General features: G+C 61.9%; 19 protein-coding genes. 15 read left to right on the top strand and 4 right to left on the bottom strand.

Annotated features, from left to right (window positions below):
• Positions 1 to 44 precede the first annotated feature (44 nt).
• The 5 genes from argJ to ATY29_RS21260 all read left to right on the top strand — a co-directional run bounded on the left by argJ (position 45) and on the right by ATY29_RS21260 (position 3,282).
• The gene (gene argJ, locus ATY29_RS21240; RefSeq protein ID WP_025417162.1) at positions 45 to 1,286 is read left to right on the top strand and encodes a bifunctional glutamate N-acetyltransferase/amino-acid acetyltransferase ArgJ; all 1,242 of its coding nucleotides are present in this window, start codon (positions 45 to 47) and stop codon (positions 1,284 to 1,286) included.
• Complete coding sequence (locus ATY29_RS21245) at positions 1,267 to 2,073, top strand: GNAT family N-acetyltransferase (RefSeq protein ID WP_003567006.1); 807 nt, start codon at positions 1,267 to 1,269, stop codon at positions 2,071 to 2,073. The genes argJ and ATY29_RS21245 overlap by 20 nt, the downstream gene beginning before the upstream one ends.
• Positions 2,070 to 2,498, top strand: a complete 429-nt coding sequence (gene mutT / locus ATY29_RS21250; protein ID WP_003567004.1) for an 8-oxo-dGTP diphosphatase MutT — start codon at positions 2,070 to 2,072, stop codon at positions 2,496 to 2,498. Before ATY29_RS21245 ends, mutT begins: the two co-directional genes overlap by 4 nt.
• Before the next feature lie 230 nt (positions 2,499 to 2,728).
• Positions 2,729 to 3,046 (top strand): hypothetical protein, encoded by a 318-nt coding sequence (locus ATY29_RS21255; RefSeq protein ID WP_003567002.1) that lies wholly within the window; start codon positions 2,729 to 2,731, stop codon positions 3,044 to 3,046.
• A 68-nt stretch (positions 3,047 to 3,114) separates the two neighbouring features.
• A complete protein-coding gene (locus tag ATY29_RS21260; RefSeq protein WP_025417160.1) occupies positions 3,115 to 3,282 on the top strand; it encodes a Flp family type IVb pilin in 168 nt (55 codons plus the stop codon).
• Positions 3,283 to 3,297: 15 nt separating this feature from the next.
• Here ATY29_RS21260 and ATY29_RS21265 read toward each other — a convergent pair whose 3' ends face one another.
• Entirely contained in the window at positions 3,298 to 4,182 is an 885-nt protein-coding gene (locus ATY29_RS21265) for a methyltransferase domain-containing protein (protein WP_097537260.1), read from the bottom strand.
• 77 nt (positions 4,183 to 4,259) lie between these two features.
• Between ATY29_RS21265 and ATY29_RS21270 the strand changes: the two genes are divergently transcribed.
• Genes ATY29_RS21270 through ATY29_RS21285 form a run of 4 tightly spaced genes read left to right on the top strand, consistent with a single transcriptional unit; the run spans position 4,260 to position 6,633 of the window.
• Positions 4,260 to 5,036, top strand: coding sequence for a ComF family protein (locus tag ATY29_RS21270; RefSeq protein ID WP_097537254.1), 777 nt, complete (start codon positions 4,260 to 4,262; stop codon positions 5,034 to 5,036).
• A 31-nt stretch (positions 5,037 to 5,067) separates the two neighbouring features.
• Positions 5,068 to 5,325, top strand: a complete 258-nt coding sequence (gene grxC / locus ATY29_RS21275) for a glutaredoxin 3 (RefSeq protein ID WP_003566994.1) — start codon at positions 5,068 to 5,070, stop codon at positions 5,323 to 5,325.
• A 10-nt stretch (positions 5,326 to 5,335) separates the two neighbouring features.
• On the top strand, positions 5,336 to 6,208 hold the full coding sequence (locus tag ATY29_RS21280) for a carbon-nitrogen hydrolase family protein (RefSeq protein WP_097537255.1): 873 nt from the start codon (positions 5,336 to 5,338) through the stop codon (positions 6,206 to 6,208).
• A complete protein-coding gene (locus tag ATY29_RS21285) occupies positions 6,205 to 6,633 on the top strand; it encodes a DUF1178 family protein (RefSeq protein WP_097537256.1) in 429 nt (142 codons plus the stop codon). Before ATY29_RS21280 ends, ATY29_RS21285 begins: the two co-directional genes overlap by 4 nt.
• 82 nt (positions 6,634 to 6,715) lie before the next feature.
• Here the strand turns inward: ATY29_RS21285 and ubiG are convergent, their stop codons facing one another.
• Entirely contained in the window at positions 6,716 to 7,462 is a 747-nt protein-coding gene (ubiG, locus tag ATY29_RS21290; protein ID WP_097537261.1) for a bifunctional 2-polyprenyl-6-hydroxyphenol methylase/3-demethylubiquinol 3-O-methyltransferase UbiG, read from the bottom strand.
• A gap of 295 nt (positions 7,463 to 7,757) precedes the next feature.
• On the opposite strand from ubiG, the gene ATY29_RS21295 reads away from it, so the two are divergent.
• From ATY29_RS21295 to clpB, 6 genes are all read left to right on the top strand, one after another.
• Positions 7,758 to 9,032, top strand: a complete 1,275-nt coding sequence (locus ATY29_RS21295) for an aspartate kinase (protein ID WP_097537257.1) — start codon at positions 7,758 to 7,760, stop codon at positions 9,030 to 9,032.
• Positions 9,033 to 9,121: 89 nt separating this feature from the next.
• Positions 9,122 to 11,389, top strand: a complete 2,268-nt coding sequence (ptsP, locus tag ATY29_RS21300) for a phosphoenolpyruvate--protein phosphotransferase (RefSeq protein WP_003566984.1) — start codon at positions 9,122 to 9,124, stop codon at positions 11,387 to 11,389.
• 132 nt (positions 11,390 to 11,521) lie between these two features.
• Complete coding sequence (prfA, locus tag ATY29_RS21305; RefSeq protein ID WP_049732792.1) at positions 11,522 to 12,601, top strand: peptide chain release factor 1; 1,080 nt, start codon at positions 11,522 to 11,524, stop codon at positions 12,599 to 12,601.
• A complete protein-coding gene (gene prmC, locus ATY29_RS21310) occupies positions 12,598 to 13,458 on the top strand; it encodes a peptide chain release factor N(5)-glutamine methyltransferase (RefSeq protein ID WP_097537258.1) in 861 nt (286 codons plus the stop codon). Before prfA ends, prmC begins: the two co-directional genes overlap by 4 nt.
• 343 nt (positions 13,459 to 13,801) lie before the next feature.
• A complete protein-coding gene (locus tag ATY29_RS21315) occupies positions 13,802 to 14,530 on the top strand; it encodes a DUF4167 domain-containing protein (protein ID WP_003566979.1) in 729 nt (242 codons plus the stop codon).
• Between the two features lie 249 nt (positions 14,531 to 14,779).
• Complete coding sequence (gene clpB, locus ATY29_RS21320) at positions 14,780 to 17,380, top strand: ATP-dependent chaperone ClpB (protein ID WP_003566978.1); 2,601 nt, start codon at positions 14,780 to 14,782, stop codon at positions 17,378 to 17,380.
• A gap of 89 nt (positions 17,381 to 17,469) precedes the next feature.
• On the opposite strand, the gene ATY29_RS21325 is transcribed toward clpB, so the two are convergent.
• Entirely contained in the window at positions 17,470 to 19,410 is a 1,941-nt protein-coding gene (locus tag ATY29_RS21325; protein WP_003566976.1) for a M23 family metallopeptidase, read from the bottom strand.
• A gap of 95 nt (positions 19,411 to 19,505) precedes the next feature.
• Positions 19,506 to 19,848: hypothetical protein (locus tag ATY29_RS37320; protein WP_133118205.1), on the bottom strand; the 343-nt coding region annotated here is incomplete at its 5' end.

Raw genomic sequence — 19,848 nt, forward strand, 5'->3', positions numbered from 1 at the left:
GCACCGCTGCCGTCGCCTGGAAATGCCCATTGGCAGGTTTCATCATGTCCGGTTCCGTCTCTCCGCTCGCCCCGAAATCCTTCGTCTCGATGCCGCCGCTGCGCGGCGTGCGCATGGCAACGGCGTCCGCCGGCATCAAGTACAAGAACCGCACCGACGTGCTAATGATGGTCTTCGACAAGCCGGCCGCCGTTGCGGGCGTCTTCACGCGCTCGAAGTGCCCGTCGGCGCCGGTGGATTTCTGCCGTGCCAACCTGCCGCATGGCAGTGCGCGGGCGGTTGTCGTCAATTCCGGCAATGCCAATGCCTTCACCGGCTTGAAGGGCCGCCATGCGACCGAGCTGACGGCGAAGTCGGCGGCATCTGCTGTCGGCTGCGACGAAAACGAAGTCTACCTGGCCTCGACGGGCGTGATCGGCGAGCCGCTCGATGCCACCAAATTCGCCGGCGTCCTGGACCGGATGCAGACCGAAGCCACAGGCGATTTCTGGTTCGAGGCCGCCAAGGCGATCATGACGACCGACACCTATCCGAAGGTTTCCACCCGCAGCGCCGAGATCGGCGGCGTAACTGTCACGATCAACGGCATTGCCAAGGGCGCCGGCATGATCGCGCCCGATATGGCGACGATGCTTTCCTTCGTCGTCACCGATGCCGATATTGCGCCCGCAGCGCTGCAGGTGCTGCTGTCTGATGGCGTCGGCCCGACCTTCAATTCTATGACCGTCGACAGCGACACCTCCACATCCGATACGCTGATGCTGTTTGCAACGGGTGCTGCGGCCGAGGACGGCCAGGCCCGCATCGAACGCGCCGACGATCCCCACCTTGCCGCCTTCCGGGCCGCCCTCAACGAAGTGCTGAAGGATCTGTCGCTGCAGGTGGTGCGCGACGGCGAAGGCGCCACCAAGATGCTCGAAATCACCGTGACGGGTGCCGAGAGCGATGCCGCCGCCAAGCGTATCGGACTGTCGATCGCCAATTCGCCGCTGGTCAAGACGGCAGCCGCCGGCGAGGACGCCAATTGGGGCCGCATCGTCATGGCCGTCGGCAAATCCGGCGAGATGGCCGACCGCGACCGGCTCGCCATCTGGTTCGGCGACGTCAGGGTCGCCGTCAATGGTGAGCGCGACCCGGATTATTCCGAGCAGGCCGCTACTGACGTCATGAAAGCGCAGGATATCCCCGTCAAAGTCGATATCGGCCTCGGCACCGGCACCGCAACCGTCTGGACCTGCGACCTCACCAAGGAATATGTTGCGATCAATGGCGACTATCGGAGCTGATCGTTCATTGGCGCAGGCATCCATTTCTTCACAGAATCTTCCGCTGGTGCGCAGGCTGGAGGCCGTCGGCTTCCGTGCCTGGCCGGCGGCGTCCGTACAATATGACGGCAGCTGGCAGGTGCGGCTAACGGCCGGCCACCCGTCCAACCGGCTGAATTCCATCGTGCCGCTCGATCCCTCGGATCATCGCGACGTCGAAATCCGCCTGGAAAAGGCGAGCCGGAAGTTCGAGGCCTATGGCCGCGCCGCCGTCATCCGCCAGACGCCGCTTGCCTCGCCGGTGCTGATCGAGCTTCTCAGCACGCAGAACTGGACGCGGTTCGACGAGACTGTCGTGATGACCTGCGACCTCGCCGAAGCCGAGCTGCCGGATACGCTCGACCACCTGCCGACCCATGATGTCGGCCGTTTCGTCGACGCCAACCTTGCCGTCGAACGGGCGCCCCTGAGCTTGAAGCCGGCGCTTGCCGAAATCATTTCGGCAATCAAGCCGCCGTCTGGCCTGTTCATGATCGAAAATGCTGTCGATGGCCCGTTGGCGACGGTGCTTTGTGTCCAGGACAACGACCTTGCCGGCATCATGTCGCTTTCGGTCTGCGAGACGCGGCGGCGCGAGGGGCTCGGCACCGAGATCCTGACATCGGCGCTGCGCTGGGCGCGCATGCGCAGCGCCCGATCAGCCTGGCTGCAGGTGAAGCTGTCCAACCGTCCGGCCATCGCACTCTATGAACGCCTCGGTTTTCGCGACGCCTATCATTATTGCTATTGGCAGCAGGAGCCGCGATGAGCGAGCCTCTCATACAGTGCAATGGCCGAAAGATATTGCTGGTCGCCGCCTGTGCGCTGATCGATACCGATGGGCGTATCCTCCTGGCACAGCGTCCCGAGGGAAAGTCGCTGGCCGGGCTCTGGGAATTTCCCGGCGGCAAGGTCGAGTCCGGCGAGACGCCGGAGGAAACGCTGGTGCGCGAACTCGAGGAAGAGCTCGGCATTACGACCAAGATCGCCTGCCTGGCACCGCTGACCTTCGCCAGCCATTCCTACGAGACCTTCCACCTTTTGATGCCGCTTTATATCTGCCGGCGCTATGAGGGCATTCCCCAGGGGCGGGAGGGCCAGGCGCTGAAATGGGTGCGTCCGCAGGCGCTGCGCGATTATCCGATGCCGCCGGCCGACGAGCCGTTGATCCCGATGCTGCAGGATTTACTTTAAAGCGCGTCTCGTTGACCTTGATTCGTGCGACGCGCTTTAAATTTTTATTTTATTGCATGTCGTTATCCTGAAACCGCGGCACACTTCCAGGCGACATGCATTAGCGTTACCTGATTATTATCGCGCCGCGCCGTTTTCGGCTGTGGATATTAATGGATCGTTTAACACCTTCTGCCAAAGATCGACCTCAATCAAGCATCTGGCGTGCGTGTATTAAAAGGCTTGACGTCATGGACGATGATTTCTGGAAAGCTGTCCGGGAAAAGGAACGGGTTTCGTCTGCCTCGCGCAGGACGGGTGCGCTCAATATCGCCCTTCTGTTCGGCACGGCGGTGGTCGCTCTAACGCTTATCCTGACGCCGATGCTTGCGGATTCCTCGAAGAAGAGTGTCTTTGCCAGCGCGCCGGCGGAATTCGATACGATGACGACGGGATCTATTCCAAAGAGCGAAAGCGGCAAGCGTTATACGATCCGCCGCAGCGTTCTCCAGGAAACGCCCGGCTCGGTCTGCGTCGTTCAGGGCTATGGCGTCGGCGCCGGTTGCTGAAACATGCCGGCCATCGCCTGATGGTCATGGAATGGTCGTTTGCTGTTACGCGCTAAGGGTTGGGGATAATGCGTATTTTGAAAGCATTTCTTGCAGATAACAGAGGTGCGACGGCCATAGAATACGGTCTCATCGCCGCCCTCATCGGTGGCGCAATCGTCTCCGCTCTCGGAATTTTCACCGGTAGCCTGCAGGGGATTTTTAACGTGATCGGCAACAATCTGCCTGCAAATTAAAGCAGCAACCGGCCGTCACTGCCTAAGCTTGTGCTCGTCCACCTTCAGCGCATCGGCAAGGCGTGCCTTGGCCGAGCCCGGCTTGAGCGGCTTTTGCTGGCTCTCGTGCGGCGCCCATCCCGAGACATAGATGATCGAGAAGGTCGCGCGGATGCGTCCGTCAGGATCGGAGTAACGGTCGGCGTAAATCTCGGCTGCGCGCAGGAAGAAGGCGCGCGTCAGCGGCGCCCGGCCCCGGGCGGCAAGCGGGTTGCTCATGCCCATGGCCCTCAGATCCCGCATCAGCGGAAAGAGCGAATCATAGCGTACCGTGTAGTTTTCCGCATCGATCACCGGCAGCGTGAAGCCGGCGCGCTGCATGAGGCTGCCGATATCGCGCACATCGGCGAAGGGAATGACGCGCGGGCTGGCGCCGCCCGTCAGTTCGGCCTCGGCGGCGAGCAGCACCTCGCGCAATTCCTGCAGCGTACCGGCACCGGGGATCGCCGCCAGGAACAGGCCGTCGGGTTTCAAAGCGCGGCGGATCTGGATGAAAACACCAGGCGTATCGTTGGTCAGATGCAGGCTGAGCGGCGCAAGGATGAGATTGGCCGATTGCGGTTCGAGCGGCACGTCCTCGAGTGGCGCCTCGATCAAGGTTTCGCCTGGGCGCGCATAGGCCTTCTCGCTTTCGACACGGATCATCGTGCCGATCTTGCCGGTCGCCATTGCCGCGCGGGCAGCCGCTCCCGTTGCGCCGTGTAGTTCGAAGGCAGTCTCGAAGGTCCGCTCGACGACGCCAAGCCTCTCGCCCATTTCCTCAGCGGCGATCTCGAGCAGGAAGGCGGCTTTCGGATCGTTGTTGGCAAGCGCGCGATGGCGATGCGCGGCGATCAAGGTCTTGTCGAAGATCGTTTCCATGACGATGTCCTTAGTCCCGCTGCGGAGCAGCAGCAAGACGATTTTCCTTTGGAGGAGAACAAGCTAGTCTCGACGCCATGGGACCGATCGATTTCGAAAAACCGGCGGAATTCTTGCGGGCGCAACTCTTGCGGCCGTTTTCGGCGCTTGCCGATTTTCTCTATCCGCCAGCCTGTTCCGTCTGCGGCATTTCCACCGGCGGCCATCGCGGTCTCTGCGCGAAATGCTGGTCCGGCATTCGTTTCATCGAACGGCCCTATTGCGAAGTGCTGGGCATTCCCTTCTCGCACGATCTCGGCGCCGGCATCCTCAGCGCCGAGGCCATCGCAAACCCGCCGCCCTTCGACCGGCTGCGGTCGGCGGCAACCCACGACCATGCGGTCCGCGATCTCGTTCATGGGCTGAAATATCGCGATCGTACCGATCTGGCGCCGATGATGGCGGCCTGGATGCTGCGCGCTTCCGATGGAACGGTCGAAAGCTGCGATGCGCTGATCCCGGTGCCGCTGCACCGCACCCGAATGCTGGCGCGCAAATTCAATCAGGCAGCCGAACTTGCCCGCCATATGGCACGTCTCTCGGGCAAACCGCTGCTTGCCGCCACGCTTGTTCGCGTCAAGCGCACCAGCCAGCAGGTCGGTCTCGGCGCCAAGGCGCGCGAGGACAATGTCAGGGGCGCTTTCGCGATTCCCAAGGGGCGCGAAAACGACATTTTCGGCAAGCGCATCGTCCTTGTCGACGACGTCTATACGACAGGCGCGACGGTTGCTGCAGCAAGCCGGACATTGCGCAAGGCGGGCGCGGCCGAGATAACGGTTTTGACCTTTGCAAGGGCTCTCTCCGAGCCTATATGACAGAAATACCCGGCATCGGTCTGGAGAGATTATGGTACCCGTCACCATCTATACGCGGCAGTTCTGCGGCTATTGCAGCCGCGCCAAGTCCCTACTCGAAGAAAAGGGCGTCGACTACGTCGAGCACGATGCGACATATTCACCGGACCTTCGCCAGGAAATGATCGGCAAGTCGAACGGCCGCACCACCTTTCCGCAGATATTCATCGGCGCCGATCATGTCGGCGGCTGCGACGATCTCTTTGCGCTCGATCGGGCCGGCAAGCTCGATCCGATGCTGGCGGCCTGAGGACGAACCGATGAGCTTCAAGGCCGCCGCCATCCAGATGTGCTCCGGGGTCGACCCGGTGAAGAACGCCGCCGCCATGGCGCGGCTGGTGCGCGAGGCCGCCGCCCAAGGCGCGACCTATGTGCAAACGCCCGAGATGACCGGCATGCTGCAGCGCGACCGCGCGGCGGCGGGCGCTGTGCTCGCAGACGAGACGCATGACATCATCGTCAAGACCGGCTCCGAGCTCGCGGCCGAATTCGGCATCCACATGCATGTCGGCTCGACGGCAATCGCGCTGGCCGACGGCAAGATCGCCAATCGTGGTTTCCTGTTCGGTCCCGACGGCCGCATTCTCAATCGCTACGACAAGATCCATATGTTCGACGTTGACCTCGACAATGGCGAGAGCTGGCGCGAAAGTGCCGCCTATACGGCCGGCTCGGAGGCACGCGTCCTGTCGTTGCCCTTTGCCGAAATGGGTTTCGCCATCTGCTACGATGTGCGCTTTCCCGCACTCTTCCGCGCCCAGGCTGTTGCCGGCGCCGAGGTGATGACGGTTCCGGCCGCCTTCACCAGGCAGACCGGCGAGGCGCATTGGGAGATCCTGCTGCGCGCACGCGCGATCGAGAACGGCGTCTTCGTCGTCGCCGCCGCGCAGGCCGGCCGGCACGAAGATGGGCGGCACGAGGACGGCCGGGAGACCTTCGGTCATTCGATGATCATCGACCCCTGGGGCACGGTGCTGGCCTCGGCCGGCGCGACCGGCGAGGCGGTCATCATCGCCGAGATCGATCCCGCCGCGGTCAAGGCCGCGCATGACAAGATCCCGAACCTCCGGAACGGCCGGGAATTCTCGGTCGAGAAGATTGCGGGGGCAGTCGCCGGAGGCGTCGCCGCTTGATCCGCTATTCCCTCCGCTGTGACAATGCCCATGAATTCGAAGGCTGGTTTTCCGAAAGCGCCGATTTCGACCGTCAGGTCGCGACCGGATTCCTGACCTGCCCGGTCTGCCAATCCGCTGCCGTCTCCAAGCTGCTGATGGCGCCATCGGTATCGACGGCGCGCAAGAAGGATGAGCGGCAAACGCTGGCGATGGATGCGATGCGTCAGGAGGCCCTGCAAAAACTGAAAGAGGCCGTCGCAGCCGTCAAGGCCAATTCCGAGGATGTCGGCACCAAGTTTCCCGAGGAGGCCCGCAAGATCCATTACGGCGAGGCAGATGCCCGCGGTATCATCGGCCAGGCGACGGTCGACGAGGCGCAGGCGCTCGTGGAAGAAGGCATCGAGATTGCCGCCATTCCTGTTCTGCCTGAGGATGTGAATTGACATGCAGTCCGCGCCTGCCCCTCTGCCCCGTTCGGCTGGCACGTCGCTCCTGCTAAAAGTATAGGCTTACTATCGGCGGAAGTTATGCAGGCCGCTTCGCCAACAGCATATAGTTCACGTCCATATCCTTGGCGAGGTTCCACTGGTTTGACAGCGGATTGAAGAAGACGCCGATGCGGTCGGTGATCTCAAGGCCGCTTGCCGTCAATGGCTTTTCCAGCTCTTCCGGGCGCACCAGCTTTTCATATTGGTGGGTGCCGCGCGGCAGCCAGCGCAGAATGTTTTCGGCGGCGAAGATGGCAAGGGCTGCCGCCTTCATCGTGCGGTTGATGGTGGCGACAAAGATCAGGCCGCCGGGGCGGACCATTTTCGCGCAGGTCGTCATGAAGAACTCGACATCGGCGACGTGTTCGACCACTTCCATGTTGAGGACAATATCAAAGGTTTCGCCGGCCTCGGCGAGTTCCTCGGCGGTGACGGCGCGGTAGTCGACCGAAACGCCGGAGGCCTTGGCGTGGGTCGAGGCGATGCCGATATTTTTCTCGGAAGGATCGGCGCCGACGACAGAAGCGCCCATGCGGGCGACAGGTTCGGACAGCAGGCCGCCGCCACAGCCGATATCGAGGACGCGCAGACCTTCGAGCGGGCGGGCGCTTTTCGGATCATGGCCGAAATTCTCGCAGGCCTTGTCTCTTATATAGGTGAGGCGGACAGGATTGAACTTGTGCAGCGGCTTGAACTTGCCGGTCGGGCTCCACCATTCCGCGGCCATCGCCGAGAAGCGGTCCACTTCGCCCTGGTCGATCGTGCTTCTGGCGCCTTCCGTCATCATCCACTCCTTGCGTTCTGACACGTGAAGTCGGACGATCGAGGGCATAAGTCAAGGGGCGCGGACCAGAGCACCGATGAGCGCGGAGCCGCTCGCCGATCGCTTTTATCGCGCGCGCTTGCCTCCCCCCGCCAAACTCGCTAAGAGACGCCGCAACTTGGGGCCTTGGGGACCCGCGCTTTAGAGCGGTTCCAGAAGTCGGGAGCCGGCTCTCTGGCCAAGCGGTCTGCCCCAGAGCTTTCGTGATGCCGGGTCGGGTTTTCCGCTTTCCCGGCGCCAGTCGTGGTAGAGGCATATGGCACGCATCGTAATGAAATTCGGCGGCACGTCCGTCGCTGACCTGGACCGCATCAAGAATGTCGCCCGCCATGTGAAACGCGAAGTCGATGCCGGCCATGAGGTGGCAGTGGTGGTGTCGGCCATGTCCGGCAAGACCAATGAACTGGTCGGCTGGGTGCAGGGCATGCCGAAGGTGATCGGCGCCAATTCGCCGTTTTACGATGCGCGGGAATATGATGCGGTGGTCGCCTCCGGCGAACAGGTGACCTCGGGGCTGCTGGCGATCGCTTTGCAGGCGATGGATATCAATGCGCGCTCCTGGCAGGGATGGCAGATCCCGATCCGCACCGACAATGCGCATGGCGCGGCGCGGATCATGGAGATCGACGGCTCCGACATCGTCAAGCGGATGGGCGAGGGGCAGGTTGCCGTCATCGCCGGCTTCCAGGGACTGGGACCCGACAACCGCCTCGCGACGCTTGGCCGCGGCGGGTCGGACACGTCGGCCGTCGCCATCGCGGCAGCTGTCAAAGCGGATCGCTGCGATATCTATACCGATGTCGACGGCGTCTACACGACCGACCCGCGCATCGTGCCGAAGGCGCGCAGGCTGAAGAAGATTGCCTTCGAGGAAATGCTCGAAATGGCCTCGCTCGGCGCCAAGGTGCTGCAGGTGCGCTCGGTCGAGCTTGCCATGGTGCACAAGGTGCGCACCTTCGTGCGCTCGTCATTCGAAGATCCCGATGCTCCGGGCATGGGCGATCTGTTAACCCCGCCCGGAACGCTGATTTGTGACGAGGATGAAATCGTGGAACAGGAAGTAGTCACCGGCATCGCCTATGCCAAGGATGAGGCTCAGATCTCGCTTCGCCGTCTTGCCGACCGGCCGGGCGTTTCCGCGGCGATCTTCGGACCGCTCGCCGAATCCCATATCAATGTCGATATGATCGTCCAGAATATCTCCGAGGACGGCTCGAAGACCGACATGACCTTCACCGTGCCGTCGGGTGACGTCGAGAAGGCAATCAAGGTGCTCGGCGACCATAAGGAGAAGATCGGCTACGACGTCGTGCAGAACGAATCGGGGCTGGTGAAAGTGTCGGTCATCGGCATCGGCATGCGCAGCCACGCCGGCGTTGCCGCGACCGCATTTCGTGCACTTGCCGAAAAAGGCATCAACATCAAGGCGATCACCACCTCCGAGATCAAGATTTCCATCCTGATCGACGGTCCTTATGCAGAACTCGCTGTCAGGACTTTGCATTCCTGCTACGGTCTGGATAAGAATTGATTCCCAGTGGGCGGCCTGCCCCTTCAGGTTGAGGAGGCGAAGGCCGGCCCGCCGGGACTGAGTGCGTTGTTTCGGGAGCTTGAGACGCCATGAGAGACCTTTCCGGCGGTCCGCGCGTGCTGCTCAGGCGGCTGCGCGAGTTGATGGCGGAGCCGCTGGAGCCGCAGGATCGTCTCGACCGGATCGTCCGCCAGATCGCCGGCAACATGGTGGCCGAGGTCTGCTCGGTTTACGTGCTGCGCGCCGACGGCGTGCTCGAACTCTATGCGACCGAAGGCCTCAACCGTGAGGCCGTGCACCTGGCGCAATTGAAGATGGGGCAGGGCCTCGTCGGCACGATCGCGGCCTCGGCCCAGCCGCTGAACCTTTCCGACGCACAGTCGCATCCGGCTTTCCGCTACCTGCCGGAGACGGGCGAAGAGATCTACCATTCCTTCCTCGGCGTGCCGATCCTCCGGACCGGACGCTCGCTCGGCGTTCTCGTCGTGCAGAACAAGGCAAGCCGCAACTATCGCGAAGAGGAGCTGGAAGCGCTCGAGACGACGGCGATGGTGCTTGCCGAGATGATCGCGACCGGCGAGCTGAAGAAGATCACCAAGCCGGGCCTCGAACTCGACCTGACGCGTTCAGTGACCGTCGACGGCGACACTTATAATGACGGCATCGGCCTTGGCTACGTCGTGCTGCACGAGCCGCGCATCGTCGTCACCAACCTGCTCAACGAAGATGCCGAGAAGGAAATCCGGCGGCTGGCCGAAGCCATGGGCTCGCTCAGGATATCGATTGACGACATGCTGTCGCGCCGCGACGTGTCGATGGAAGGCGAGCACCGCGAGGTGCTCGAAACCTATCGCATGTTCGCCCATGACCAGGGCTGGGTGCGCAAGCTCGAGGAAGCGATCCGCAACGGCCTGACGGCGGAAGCGGCAGTCGAGAAGGTGCAGAGCGACACCAAGGCGCGGATGATGCGGTTGACCGACCCCTATCTGCGCGAACGCATGCATGATTTCGAGGATTTGGCAAACCGGCTGCTCAGACAATTGACGGGTTATACCGGGCGGACGACCGCCGAGGGTTTCCCCAACGATGCGGTCATCCTGGCGCGCGCCATGGGGGCGGCCGAGCTGCTCGATTATCCGCGTGCCAATGTGCGCGGGCTGGTGCTAGAAGAAGGCGCGGTGACGAGCCATGTGGTGATCGTCGCGCGCGCCATGGGTATTCCGGTCATCGGCCAGGCAGCAGGTGTGGTGGCGCTCGCCGAGAACGGCGATGCCGTGATCATCGACGCCGACGAGGGACATGTGCATCTGCGGCCGATGGCCGACCATCGGCGCTCCTACGAGGAAAAGGTTCGCTTCCGCGCCAGGCGGCAGGAACAGTTTCGGGCGCTGCGCGCCGTCGAGCCGGTGACCAAGGACGGGCAGCGGATCGCCCTGATGATGAATGCGGGGCTGCTGGTCGACCTGCCGCAGCTTTCGGAATCGGGTGCCGAGGGCATCGGCCTGTTCCGCACCGAACTGCAGTTCATGATCGCCTCCACCATGCCGAAGGCGGAGGAGCAGGAGCAGTTCTATCGCAATGTGATCAAACAGGCGGCAGGCCGCCCCGTCACCTTCCGTACGCTCGATATCGGCGGTGATAAGGTCGTGCCCTATTTCCGCGGCCATGAGGAAGAAAATCCCGCACTCGGCTGGCGCGCCATCCGGCTGTCGCTCGACCGGCCAGGGCTGTTGCGCACTCAGCTGCGCGCCCTGTTGAAGGCATCGGCCGATACCGAGCTGAAGCTGATGGTGCCGATGGTGACCGAGGTTTCCGAGCTGAAGATGGTGCGCGAACTGTTGCAAAGGGAAGTGCAGCATCTCTCGCGCTTCGGCCACGGGCTGCCGCGCAAGCTGCAGTTCGGGGCGATGCTGGAGGTGCCGGCACTGCTCTGGCAGCTCGACGAGCTGATGGAGGCGGTGGATTTCGTCTCGGTCGGTTCGAACGATCTCTTCCAGTTCTCGATGGCGGTCGATCGCGGCAATGCGCGGGTCTCGGACCGGTTCGACCCGCTCGGCAAACCGTTTTTGCGCATCCTGCGCGATATCGTGCGCGGCGCGGACCGGAACAAGACGCCGGTAACGCTCTGCGGCGAACTCGCCAGCAAACCGATCTCGGCGATGGCGCTGCTCGGTATCGGTTTCCGTTCGATCTCGATGTCGCCGGCCTCGATCGGACCGGTGAAGGCAATGCTGCTCGGGCTCGATGTCGAGGCGCTGGCAACGGCGATGGACGAGGTGCTGGACGATGTCCATTCCATGACGCCGATGCGCGAGGTGCTTGCCCGCTTCGCCGAGAGCCACAATATTCCCCTTTAGAGCGATTCAGCTTTTTCACGGAAACGCAGAACTGCTCTAACATTTTGTTTTTACGCAATTCCGGACGGAAAACCGCTTCGCACTTTTCCTGGAATTGCTCTAGGCAGACATTAACAAGAATCGGAGTGAAGGGTGGCGAAGCTTCCCGTTGAAAAGATGCGCGAGCTGGAACGCCGTTTCGGCGAGATCGAGGCGCGCATGTCGGCCGGCCCGGCTGCCGATGTCTATGTGAAGCTCGCATCCGAATATTCCGAGCTGCAGCCCGTCGTGACGAAAATCCGCGCCTATGAGAAGGCGAACGCCGAGCTTGCCGATCTCGAAACGCTCCTCGAGGATAAGTCGGTCGATCGCGAAATGCGCGACCTCGCCGAGCTGGAGCTGCCCGAGGTGAAAGAGCAGATCGAGGCGCTCGAGCAGGAGATGCAGATCCTGCTTCTGCCGAAGGACGCAGCAGACGAAAAGAGCGCGATCCTCGAAATTCGCGCCGGCACGGGCGGATCGGAAGCGGCCCTTTTTGCCGGCGACCTCTTTCGCATGTACGAGCGTTTCGCGGCGGAGAAGGGCTGGAAGGTAGAGGTTCTCTCGGCAAGCGAAGGCGAAGCCGGCGGCTACAAGGAAATCATCGCGACGATCACCGGCCGAGGCGTCTTCGCCAAGCTGAAATTCGAATCCGGCGTGCATCGCGTGCAGCGTGTGCCTGAGACCGAGGCGGGCGGACGCATCCATACATCGGCCGCAACGGTTGCGGTGCTGCCGGAGGCCGAGGAGATCGACATCGAGATCCGGCCGGAGGATATCCGCATCGACACGATGCGCTCTTCGGGCGCGGGCGGCCAGCACGTCAATACGACCGACTCGGCGGTGCGTATCACCCATCTGCCAAGCGGCATTGTCGTCACCAGCTCGGAAAAATCGCAGCATCAGAACCGCGCCAAGGCGATGCAGGTGCTGCGCTCCAGGCTTTATGATGCCGAGCGGCAGAGGGCCGACAGCGAGCGCTCCGCCGACCGCAAGAGCCAGGTCGGTTCCGGCGACCGCTCCGAACGCATCCGCACCTATAATTTCCCGCAGGGGCGCATAACCGATCATCGCATCAACCTGACGCTCTACAAGCTCGACCGGATGATGGAAGGCGAGATTGAGGAGGTCGTGGATGCGCTGATGGCCGATTACCAGGCAAGCCAGCTGGCGCAGCTCGGCGAGCAGCAATGAGCTCGACGGTTGCCGATACGCTCGCCGAAGCGCGCCGCCGCTTCACCGAAGCGGGTATCGCCGACCCGACGACCGATGCGCGGTTGCTTGTCGCGGGCCTTCTGAAACTATCGCCGACCGAGCTTTTGACGCGATCGGCCGAGACGCTTTCGCCTGAGCAGGCGGTGGTGATGTCCAAGGCGCTGGAGCGGCGGCTCGGCCATGAGCCGGTGCACCGCATTCTCGGCGAGCGGGAATTTTACGGCCTGCCGCTTCGGCTCTCGGCGGAAACGCTGGAGCCACGGCCGGATACGGAAATCCTGGTCGATACGGTGCTTGCCTATCTCAAGGATCTTGCAAAGGCGCATGGCCATCTCCATATTCTTGACATGGGAACCGGGACCGGGGCGATATGCCTTGCGCTTTTGAGCGAATGTCCTGATGCGTCAGGTGTCGGGAGCGACATATCGGCGGATGCATTGCGCACAGCAAGATCGAACGCAGAAAGAAACGGGTTGCAGGATCGTTTTCAGGCCGTGCAGTCGAGATGGTTCGAGAGCATCCAGGGTTCGTTTCACGCGATTGTCTCAAATCCGCCCTATATTGCTTCCAATGTCATTCACGATCTCGCTCCCGAAGTGACGAAATTTGATCCGGTCGCGGCACTGGATGGCGGCCCGGATGGGCTTGACGCCTATCACGCCATCGCCAAGGATGCGGCAAAGTTCATGAGGCCCGATGGGGTCGTCGGGCTGGAAATCGGTTACGATCAGCGCAACGATGTGACGGCGATCTTTGAAGCGAAAGGCTTCAGGTGCCTCAAATCCGTAAGAGATTATGGTCAGAACGATAGGGTGCTCGTGTTCGCGCTCGCGTGACAGGCGATAATCGCTGCCTTGAACGGGACATTATTGTTATTGCGAAGAAAAGGCTTGGATTTCCCAGGGAAGCAATATAGGTTGCGGTCACGTGTTGGGCAGATAGGAATGAACGAGATTCGTTCGGTACTTGGTTTGCCTCGGGGGTCCGCTCTTTTAAACGAGAGTTTCAACGGTTGAACACGACCCAACGCGTGAATCAGTCAAACTGACTTGAGAACCAAGCGGCAGGTCGGCGCAAAGGCGCAGTATGCTCGCGGCACAAAGGTCCTGACCCGGTTTTCCGGTCATGGCGGTTGGTGCCATGTATCCATCACAAACAGAGAATTCAGGTGAACGATCTATGAGGCCAGGACAGCAGAACAAGCGCGGTCGAGGGCGTGGTAACAACAATAATAACAACGGCGGCGGTGGAAATAACAATAACAACAATTTCAACCGCAAGGGCGGCAATCCGCTGACCCGGACCTATGACAGCTCCGGCCCCGATGTGAAGATTCGTGGGACTGCCCAGCATATCGCCGAAAAATACGCGCAGCTTGCCCGCGATGCTCAAAGCTCCGGCGACCGCGTGATTGCCGAGAACTATCTCCAGCACGCCGAACATTACAACCGGATCATCGCCAGCGCCCAGGCGCAGATGCAGGAACGCTTCCAGCGCGACGATCGCGGCGAATATAATGACGCCGCGGAGCGCGACGGCGACGACATCGATAACAGCGACAATGACGGTGATGATGTCGTTGTCGTCCAGCCGCCGCAGAACAGGCAGCATCAGCCGCGGCCGCAACCCGTGTCTCAGCCCCAGGCGGCTCCTGCTCCGGCGCCGGTAGCGTCGCAGGCCGAGGTTATCGACGGCACCGGGCCGCAGCCGGAGATCGACGGGATTCCGGCCGAAGTCGCGATGGACGAGGAAGGTGCCGGCGGCCAGCCGCGCGAACGCCAGCCCCGCCGCCGCAGCACCGGCAGCCGTCCGCGTCGCCCGCGTCGCGGCGCTGAGGGCGAAGCCGCTGCCGAGGGCGAGGGCGCTTCCGGCGAGGCACCGGTGCTGGCCGATGCCGCATCGGAATGAGGGTTTCGCTTCTCCTCCGGGGGACGCGTGAGCTTCATGCCATCTGCTCGAATTGCAATGAAAGTCCCCGGCCTCGCGCCGGGGATTTTCGTTTTATCGGCTCTTTAAACTCGCAGAACAGCTACCATATTCTCCTCGACTGCTTCGGCCAAATCAGAGATGGGCCAAGCGCGGCCTGCCTTTTCAGGGGGACGATCTCAATCATCGGTCTGCGCCTCATTAGGGCAGGGCGATCCATGGAGGTAGACTATGAATATCGAGAAATATTCCGAGCGGGTGCGCGGCTTCATCCAGTCGGCGCAGACCTATGCGCTGGCGCAGGGTCACCAGCAATTTTCCCCCGAACATGTGCTGAAAGTCCTGCTGGACGACGATCAGGGCATGGCGGCGTCGCTGATCGAGCGTGCCGGCGGCGATCCCAAGGCTGCCCGCCTTGCCAATGACGCGGCGCTGGCCAAACTGCCGAAAATTTCCGGCGGCAACGGCAATATCTATCTGGCGCAGCCGCTCGCCAAAGTGCTTTCGACCGCCGAAGAGGCGGCGAAGAAGGCCGGCGACAGCTTCGTCACCGTCGAGCGCCTGCTGCAGGCGCTGGCAATTGAATCCTCAGCCTCAACTTTTTCGACGCTGAAGAATTCAGGTGTGACGGCCCAGGGTCTGAACCAGGTCATCAACGATATCCGCAAGGGCCGGACGGCGGATTCCTCCAATGCCGAGCAGGGTTTCGATTCGCTGAAGAAGTTCGCACGCGATCTCACCGCCGAAGCCCGCGAGGGCAAGCTCGACCCGGTGATCGGCCGCGACGACGAAATCCGCCGTACCATCCAGGTGCTTTCGCGCCGCACCAAGAACAATCCAGTGCTGATCGGTGAGCCCGGTGTAGGCAAGACTGCGATCGTCGAGGGCCTGGCATTGCGCATCGTCAACGGCGACGTGCCGGAATCGCTCAAAGACAAGAAGCTGATGGCGCTCGATATGGGCGCGCTGATTGCCGGCGCGAAATATCGCGGCGAATTCGAGGAGCGGCTGAAGGCCGTGCTCAATGAAGTCCAGGCCGAGAACGGTGAGATCATCCTGTTCATCGACGAGATGCACACGCTGGTCGGTGCCGGCAAGGCCGATGGGGCGATGGACGCCTCCAACCTCTTGAAGCCCGCCCTTGCCCGCGGCGAGCTGCATTGCGTCGGCGCAACCACGCTCGACGAATATCGCAAACATGTCGAGAAGGATCCGGCCCTTGCCCGCCGCTTTCAGCCGGTTGTCGTCGACGAGCCGACGGTTGAAGACACGATCTCGATCCTGCGCGGCCTCAAGGAAAAATACGAGCAGCATCACAAGGTGCGCATCGCCGATGCGGCGCTGGTGGCGGCGGCGACGCTTTCCAACCGTTATATCACCGACCGTTTCCTGCCCGACAAGGCTATCGATCTCATGGATGAGGCGGCCGCACGGCTGCGCATGCAGGTGGATTCCAAACCGGAAGAACTCGATGAACTAGATCGCCGCATCATCCAGCTGAAGATCGAGCGTGAGGCGCTGAAGAAGGAAACCGACGTTGCCTCGGCCGACCGGCTGAAGCGGCTGGAGACCGAATTGACCGGCCTCGAAGAGGAGGCCGATGCGCTGACGGCCCGCTGGCAGGCGGAAAAGCAGAAGCTCGGCCTTGCCGCCGATCTCAAGAAGCAACTCGACGATGCCCGAAACGAATTGGCAATCGCCCAGCGCAAGGGTGAATTTCAGCGGGCCGGCGAGCTGACCTATGGTGTCATTCCGGATCTGGAGAAGCAGCTGGTCGACGCCGAAAAGCAGGATGGCGAACGCGGCGCGATGGTGCAGGAGGTCGTGATCCCCGACAACATCGCCCATGTCGTTTCCCGCTGGACCGGCATTCCCGTCGACAGGATGCTGGAAGGCGAACGCGACAAGCTCCTTCGGATGGAAGACGAGCTGGCGAAATCGGTGATCGGCCAGGGTGATGCGGTTCAAGCTGTATCGCGGGCGGTGCGGCGCGCCCGCGCCGGCCTGCAGGATCCGAACCGGCCGATCGGCTCGTTCATTTTCCTCGGACCGACCGGCGTCGGCAAGACGGAGCTCACCAAGGCGCTCGCCCGCTTCCTCTTCGACGATGAAACGGCGATGGTACGTATGGACATGTCGGAATATATGGAGAAACACTCCGTTGCCCGGCTGATCGGTGCGCCTCCCGGCTATGTCGGTTACGACGAGGGCGGAGCGCTGACGGAAGCCGTGCGCCGCAGGCCTTATCAGGTCGTGCTGTTCGACGAGATCGAAAAGGCGCATCCCGACGTCTTCAACATCCTGCTGCAGGTGCTGGATGACGGACGCCTGACGGATGGCCAGGGCCGGACGGTTGATTTTCGCAACACGATGATCATCATGACCTCGAATCTCGGCGCCGAATATCTGACGCAGCTCGCTGACGGCGACGACAGCGATACGGTTCGCGAGCAGGTGATGGAGGTCGTGCGCGGGCATTTCCGGCCGGAATTCCTGAACCGCATCGATGAGATCATTCTCTTCCACCGCCTGAAGCGTGAAGAGATGGGCGCGATCGTCGATATCCAGCTGAAGCGGCTGGTGGCGCTGCTCTCCGAGCGCAAGATCGTCATCGATCTCGATGAGGACGCCCGTCATTGGCTGGCGAACAAGGGTTACGATCCGGTCTACGGCGCCAGGCCGCTGAAGCGGGTGATCCAAAAATTCGTGCAGGATCCGCTGGCTGAGCAGATTCTGTCCGGCCAAGTGCCGGACGGTTCGACGGTGACGGTGACGAACGGCTCGGACCGGCTGCAGTTCAGAACGAAGCAGCCGGTAAGTGAAGCGGCATAAACCGGTTTTCCGGATGCATCAGAAATGGCGGCTTTGGCCGCCATTTTTCGTTGGCGGGTGCGATGACGACGAGGGACATCGGCTCGAGACTACTTGCTTGCCACCTGATCCGATGTCTGGTTGTTCAGCAGTGTATCGATGCGCTTGCGCTCGTCCTCGAATTTCGCCAGCGTCTCGCCCTGCAGTGATTTGCCGCCCGGCAGGCGGATGCGCAACGGATCGACCTTGGTGCCATTGACGATCAGCTCATAATGCAGATGCGGCCCGGTGGACTCGCCCGTCGTGCCGACCCAGCCGATCACTTGACCCTGGCGGATCTTGGCGCCGGGGGTAACGCCCTTGGCGATGGCGCTCTGGTGATTATAGGAGGATTCGTAGCCGTTGGCGTGACGGATTATCGTCTGGTTGCCATAACCGCCGGAATCCCAGCCGGCTTTTTCGACGGTGCCGTTGCCGGCGGCAATGATTGCGGTGCCGCGGGGTGCGGCCCAATCGACGCCGGTGTGCATGCGGGCGAAACCGAGGATCGGGTGACGGCGCATGCCGAAGCCCGATTTGAAGATGCCGTTCGGGACCGGGTTGCGCAGCAGGAACTGGCGGATGCTTTTGCCGTTCTCGTCGAAATAATCGACCGTGCCGTCGTCGGGATCCTGGAAGCGGTAGAAGCGTGTCTGCGTATCGCCGAAACGAGCGTTGACATAGAGCAGTTCGGAATCCTCGGTTGCCTGGCCGGCGCTGTCGGCGACGGAGAAGAAGGCTTCGAGACTGTCGGTCGGCCGCAGCTGTGCCTGGAAATCGACATTGCTGGCAAGCAGCTTGATGATCAGCGCCGTCATATCCTTGGTCATGCCGTAGGACAGGGCAGCGCGATAAATACCGTCATAGACGCGCGGCAGGTTCTGGCCCGGCGGCGGCGCGAAGGAATTGTCATCGAAGGCGGTGGCGATAGCGTCCAGCATCGGCGGCTCGCTGCCGGGCACGTATCTGCCCTTGTCGTCGACGGCGACGGTGACGAGATGGCGCGTGCCGCGATAGACGCTGGCCCGGATGATCTTTGCCTGCTCGCCCTTTTGAATGATGCCGATGCGCAGCACGTCGCCCTTGGCGAGATCAGTGGAACCCAGTTGTTGCGAGATAAAACCGGCAATGCCATCGGCATATTGCTGCGGATAGCCTGAATCCGTCAGCGCCTTGGCGATCGGCGTGTCGGCGCGAACGGGCAGGATGTCGTCGGCGAATTCCTCGGTCTGCGGCGTGATCGATTCCGACGCGGAGACGGTCATATTCTGTTCGAGCACGCGGGCGGACAGGCCGGCGGTCAGATCCACATCGGCGTCCTCGTTGGAGAAACGGCGCGGATCGACGTAATAGAGGGCTGCAAGCTGGGTGTTGCCATCCGTCAACACCGAGCCGTTGGAGCGCACATTCTCTTCGACCTCCTCCAGCGACAGGCCCGACGCCATCTTCATGCTGGTCTTGCCGGTCGGGAAGGAAATGGTCTTCAGGCTGACTTCGGATTCGACATCGGAGCCGTAAATCGCGCCGGTCCGGCTTTGCGGGGCGGGCTGCGGCTCGTCGGCGGAAAAGATCGCCAGCGGATCGAAGTCGGGATAGTCCTCGGTCGCCACATGGTTGGCGGCCAGCGTCATCTTCACATGTGCGAAGGGCTGGCGGCGCACCACTTCCTTTTCGCCGTCGTGGACGACGGTCGAAACTTCCATGATCGCCCGGTCGGACGGTTTTGCGGCGATGGCGGGCGCAATCAGCCTTCCGCCGCGCACCACTGTCGTATCCTCGTGCGCGTCCGCCGCCGCACTGGCATAGGCTTCGGCCGGAATCGCCAGTTGCTGGCGGCCGTCAAGGGCGGCAAAAAGCGCGACGCCCATCAGGACTGAGGATGTAATGCCGGTGAGGAACGTACCCGAGAGCCAGCGGAGAGACACTTCGCGGCGGTCGGGCGCACGCCTGCCGTCGGCCAGAAGCGGAGGCTCGTTGCCCAACGAGCGGATCATCATTTTCTCCGTCATCATGGCAGTCGGGTCCGCGTCCTTACATCAGGCGTCTCTGGAAGCATGTCTCGGCCATCCTGGCTGGGCAAAAGATGTGCATATTTTGGGCATGGAAGTCAAATCGCCCAGGGAAAGGCAGTCTGCCTGCATTTGCCTGTGTGAATCATGTGTCTCTTAAGACCAGCAGATTGTGATGATGTCGGGGCGCAGGGAGGCAAAAGAGCGTTCTTCTCTCGAAAAGTCGAAAGACGCTCGTTTTCTTGGCGGGGGTTGGGCCAGTCGGAATCCGGGAAACGACCGTATTTACGCCTCGGCTGAAAATTGATCTTGAAAAACAATAACATGAAAGAAAAATCAGTTTTTTCGAAAACGGCTGTTGACTGCTTGGGAGGGTTAGTTCTATAAGCCCACTCACTGAACGAGGGCGGCGGCGCTGCTGGCGACGAAGTCTTTCGTTCT

Source organism: Rhizobium hidalgonense (assembly GCF_002914525.1).
Classification (GTDB): domain Bacteria; phylum Pseudomonadota; class Alphaproteobacteria; order Rhizobiales; family Rhizobiaceae; genus Rhizobium; species Rhizobium hidalgonense.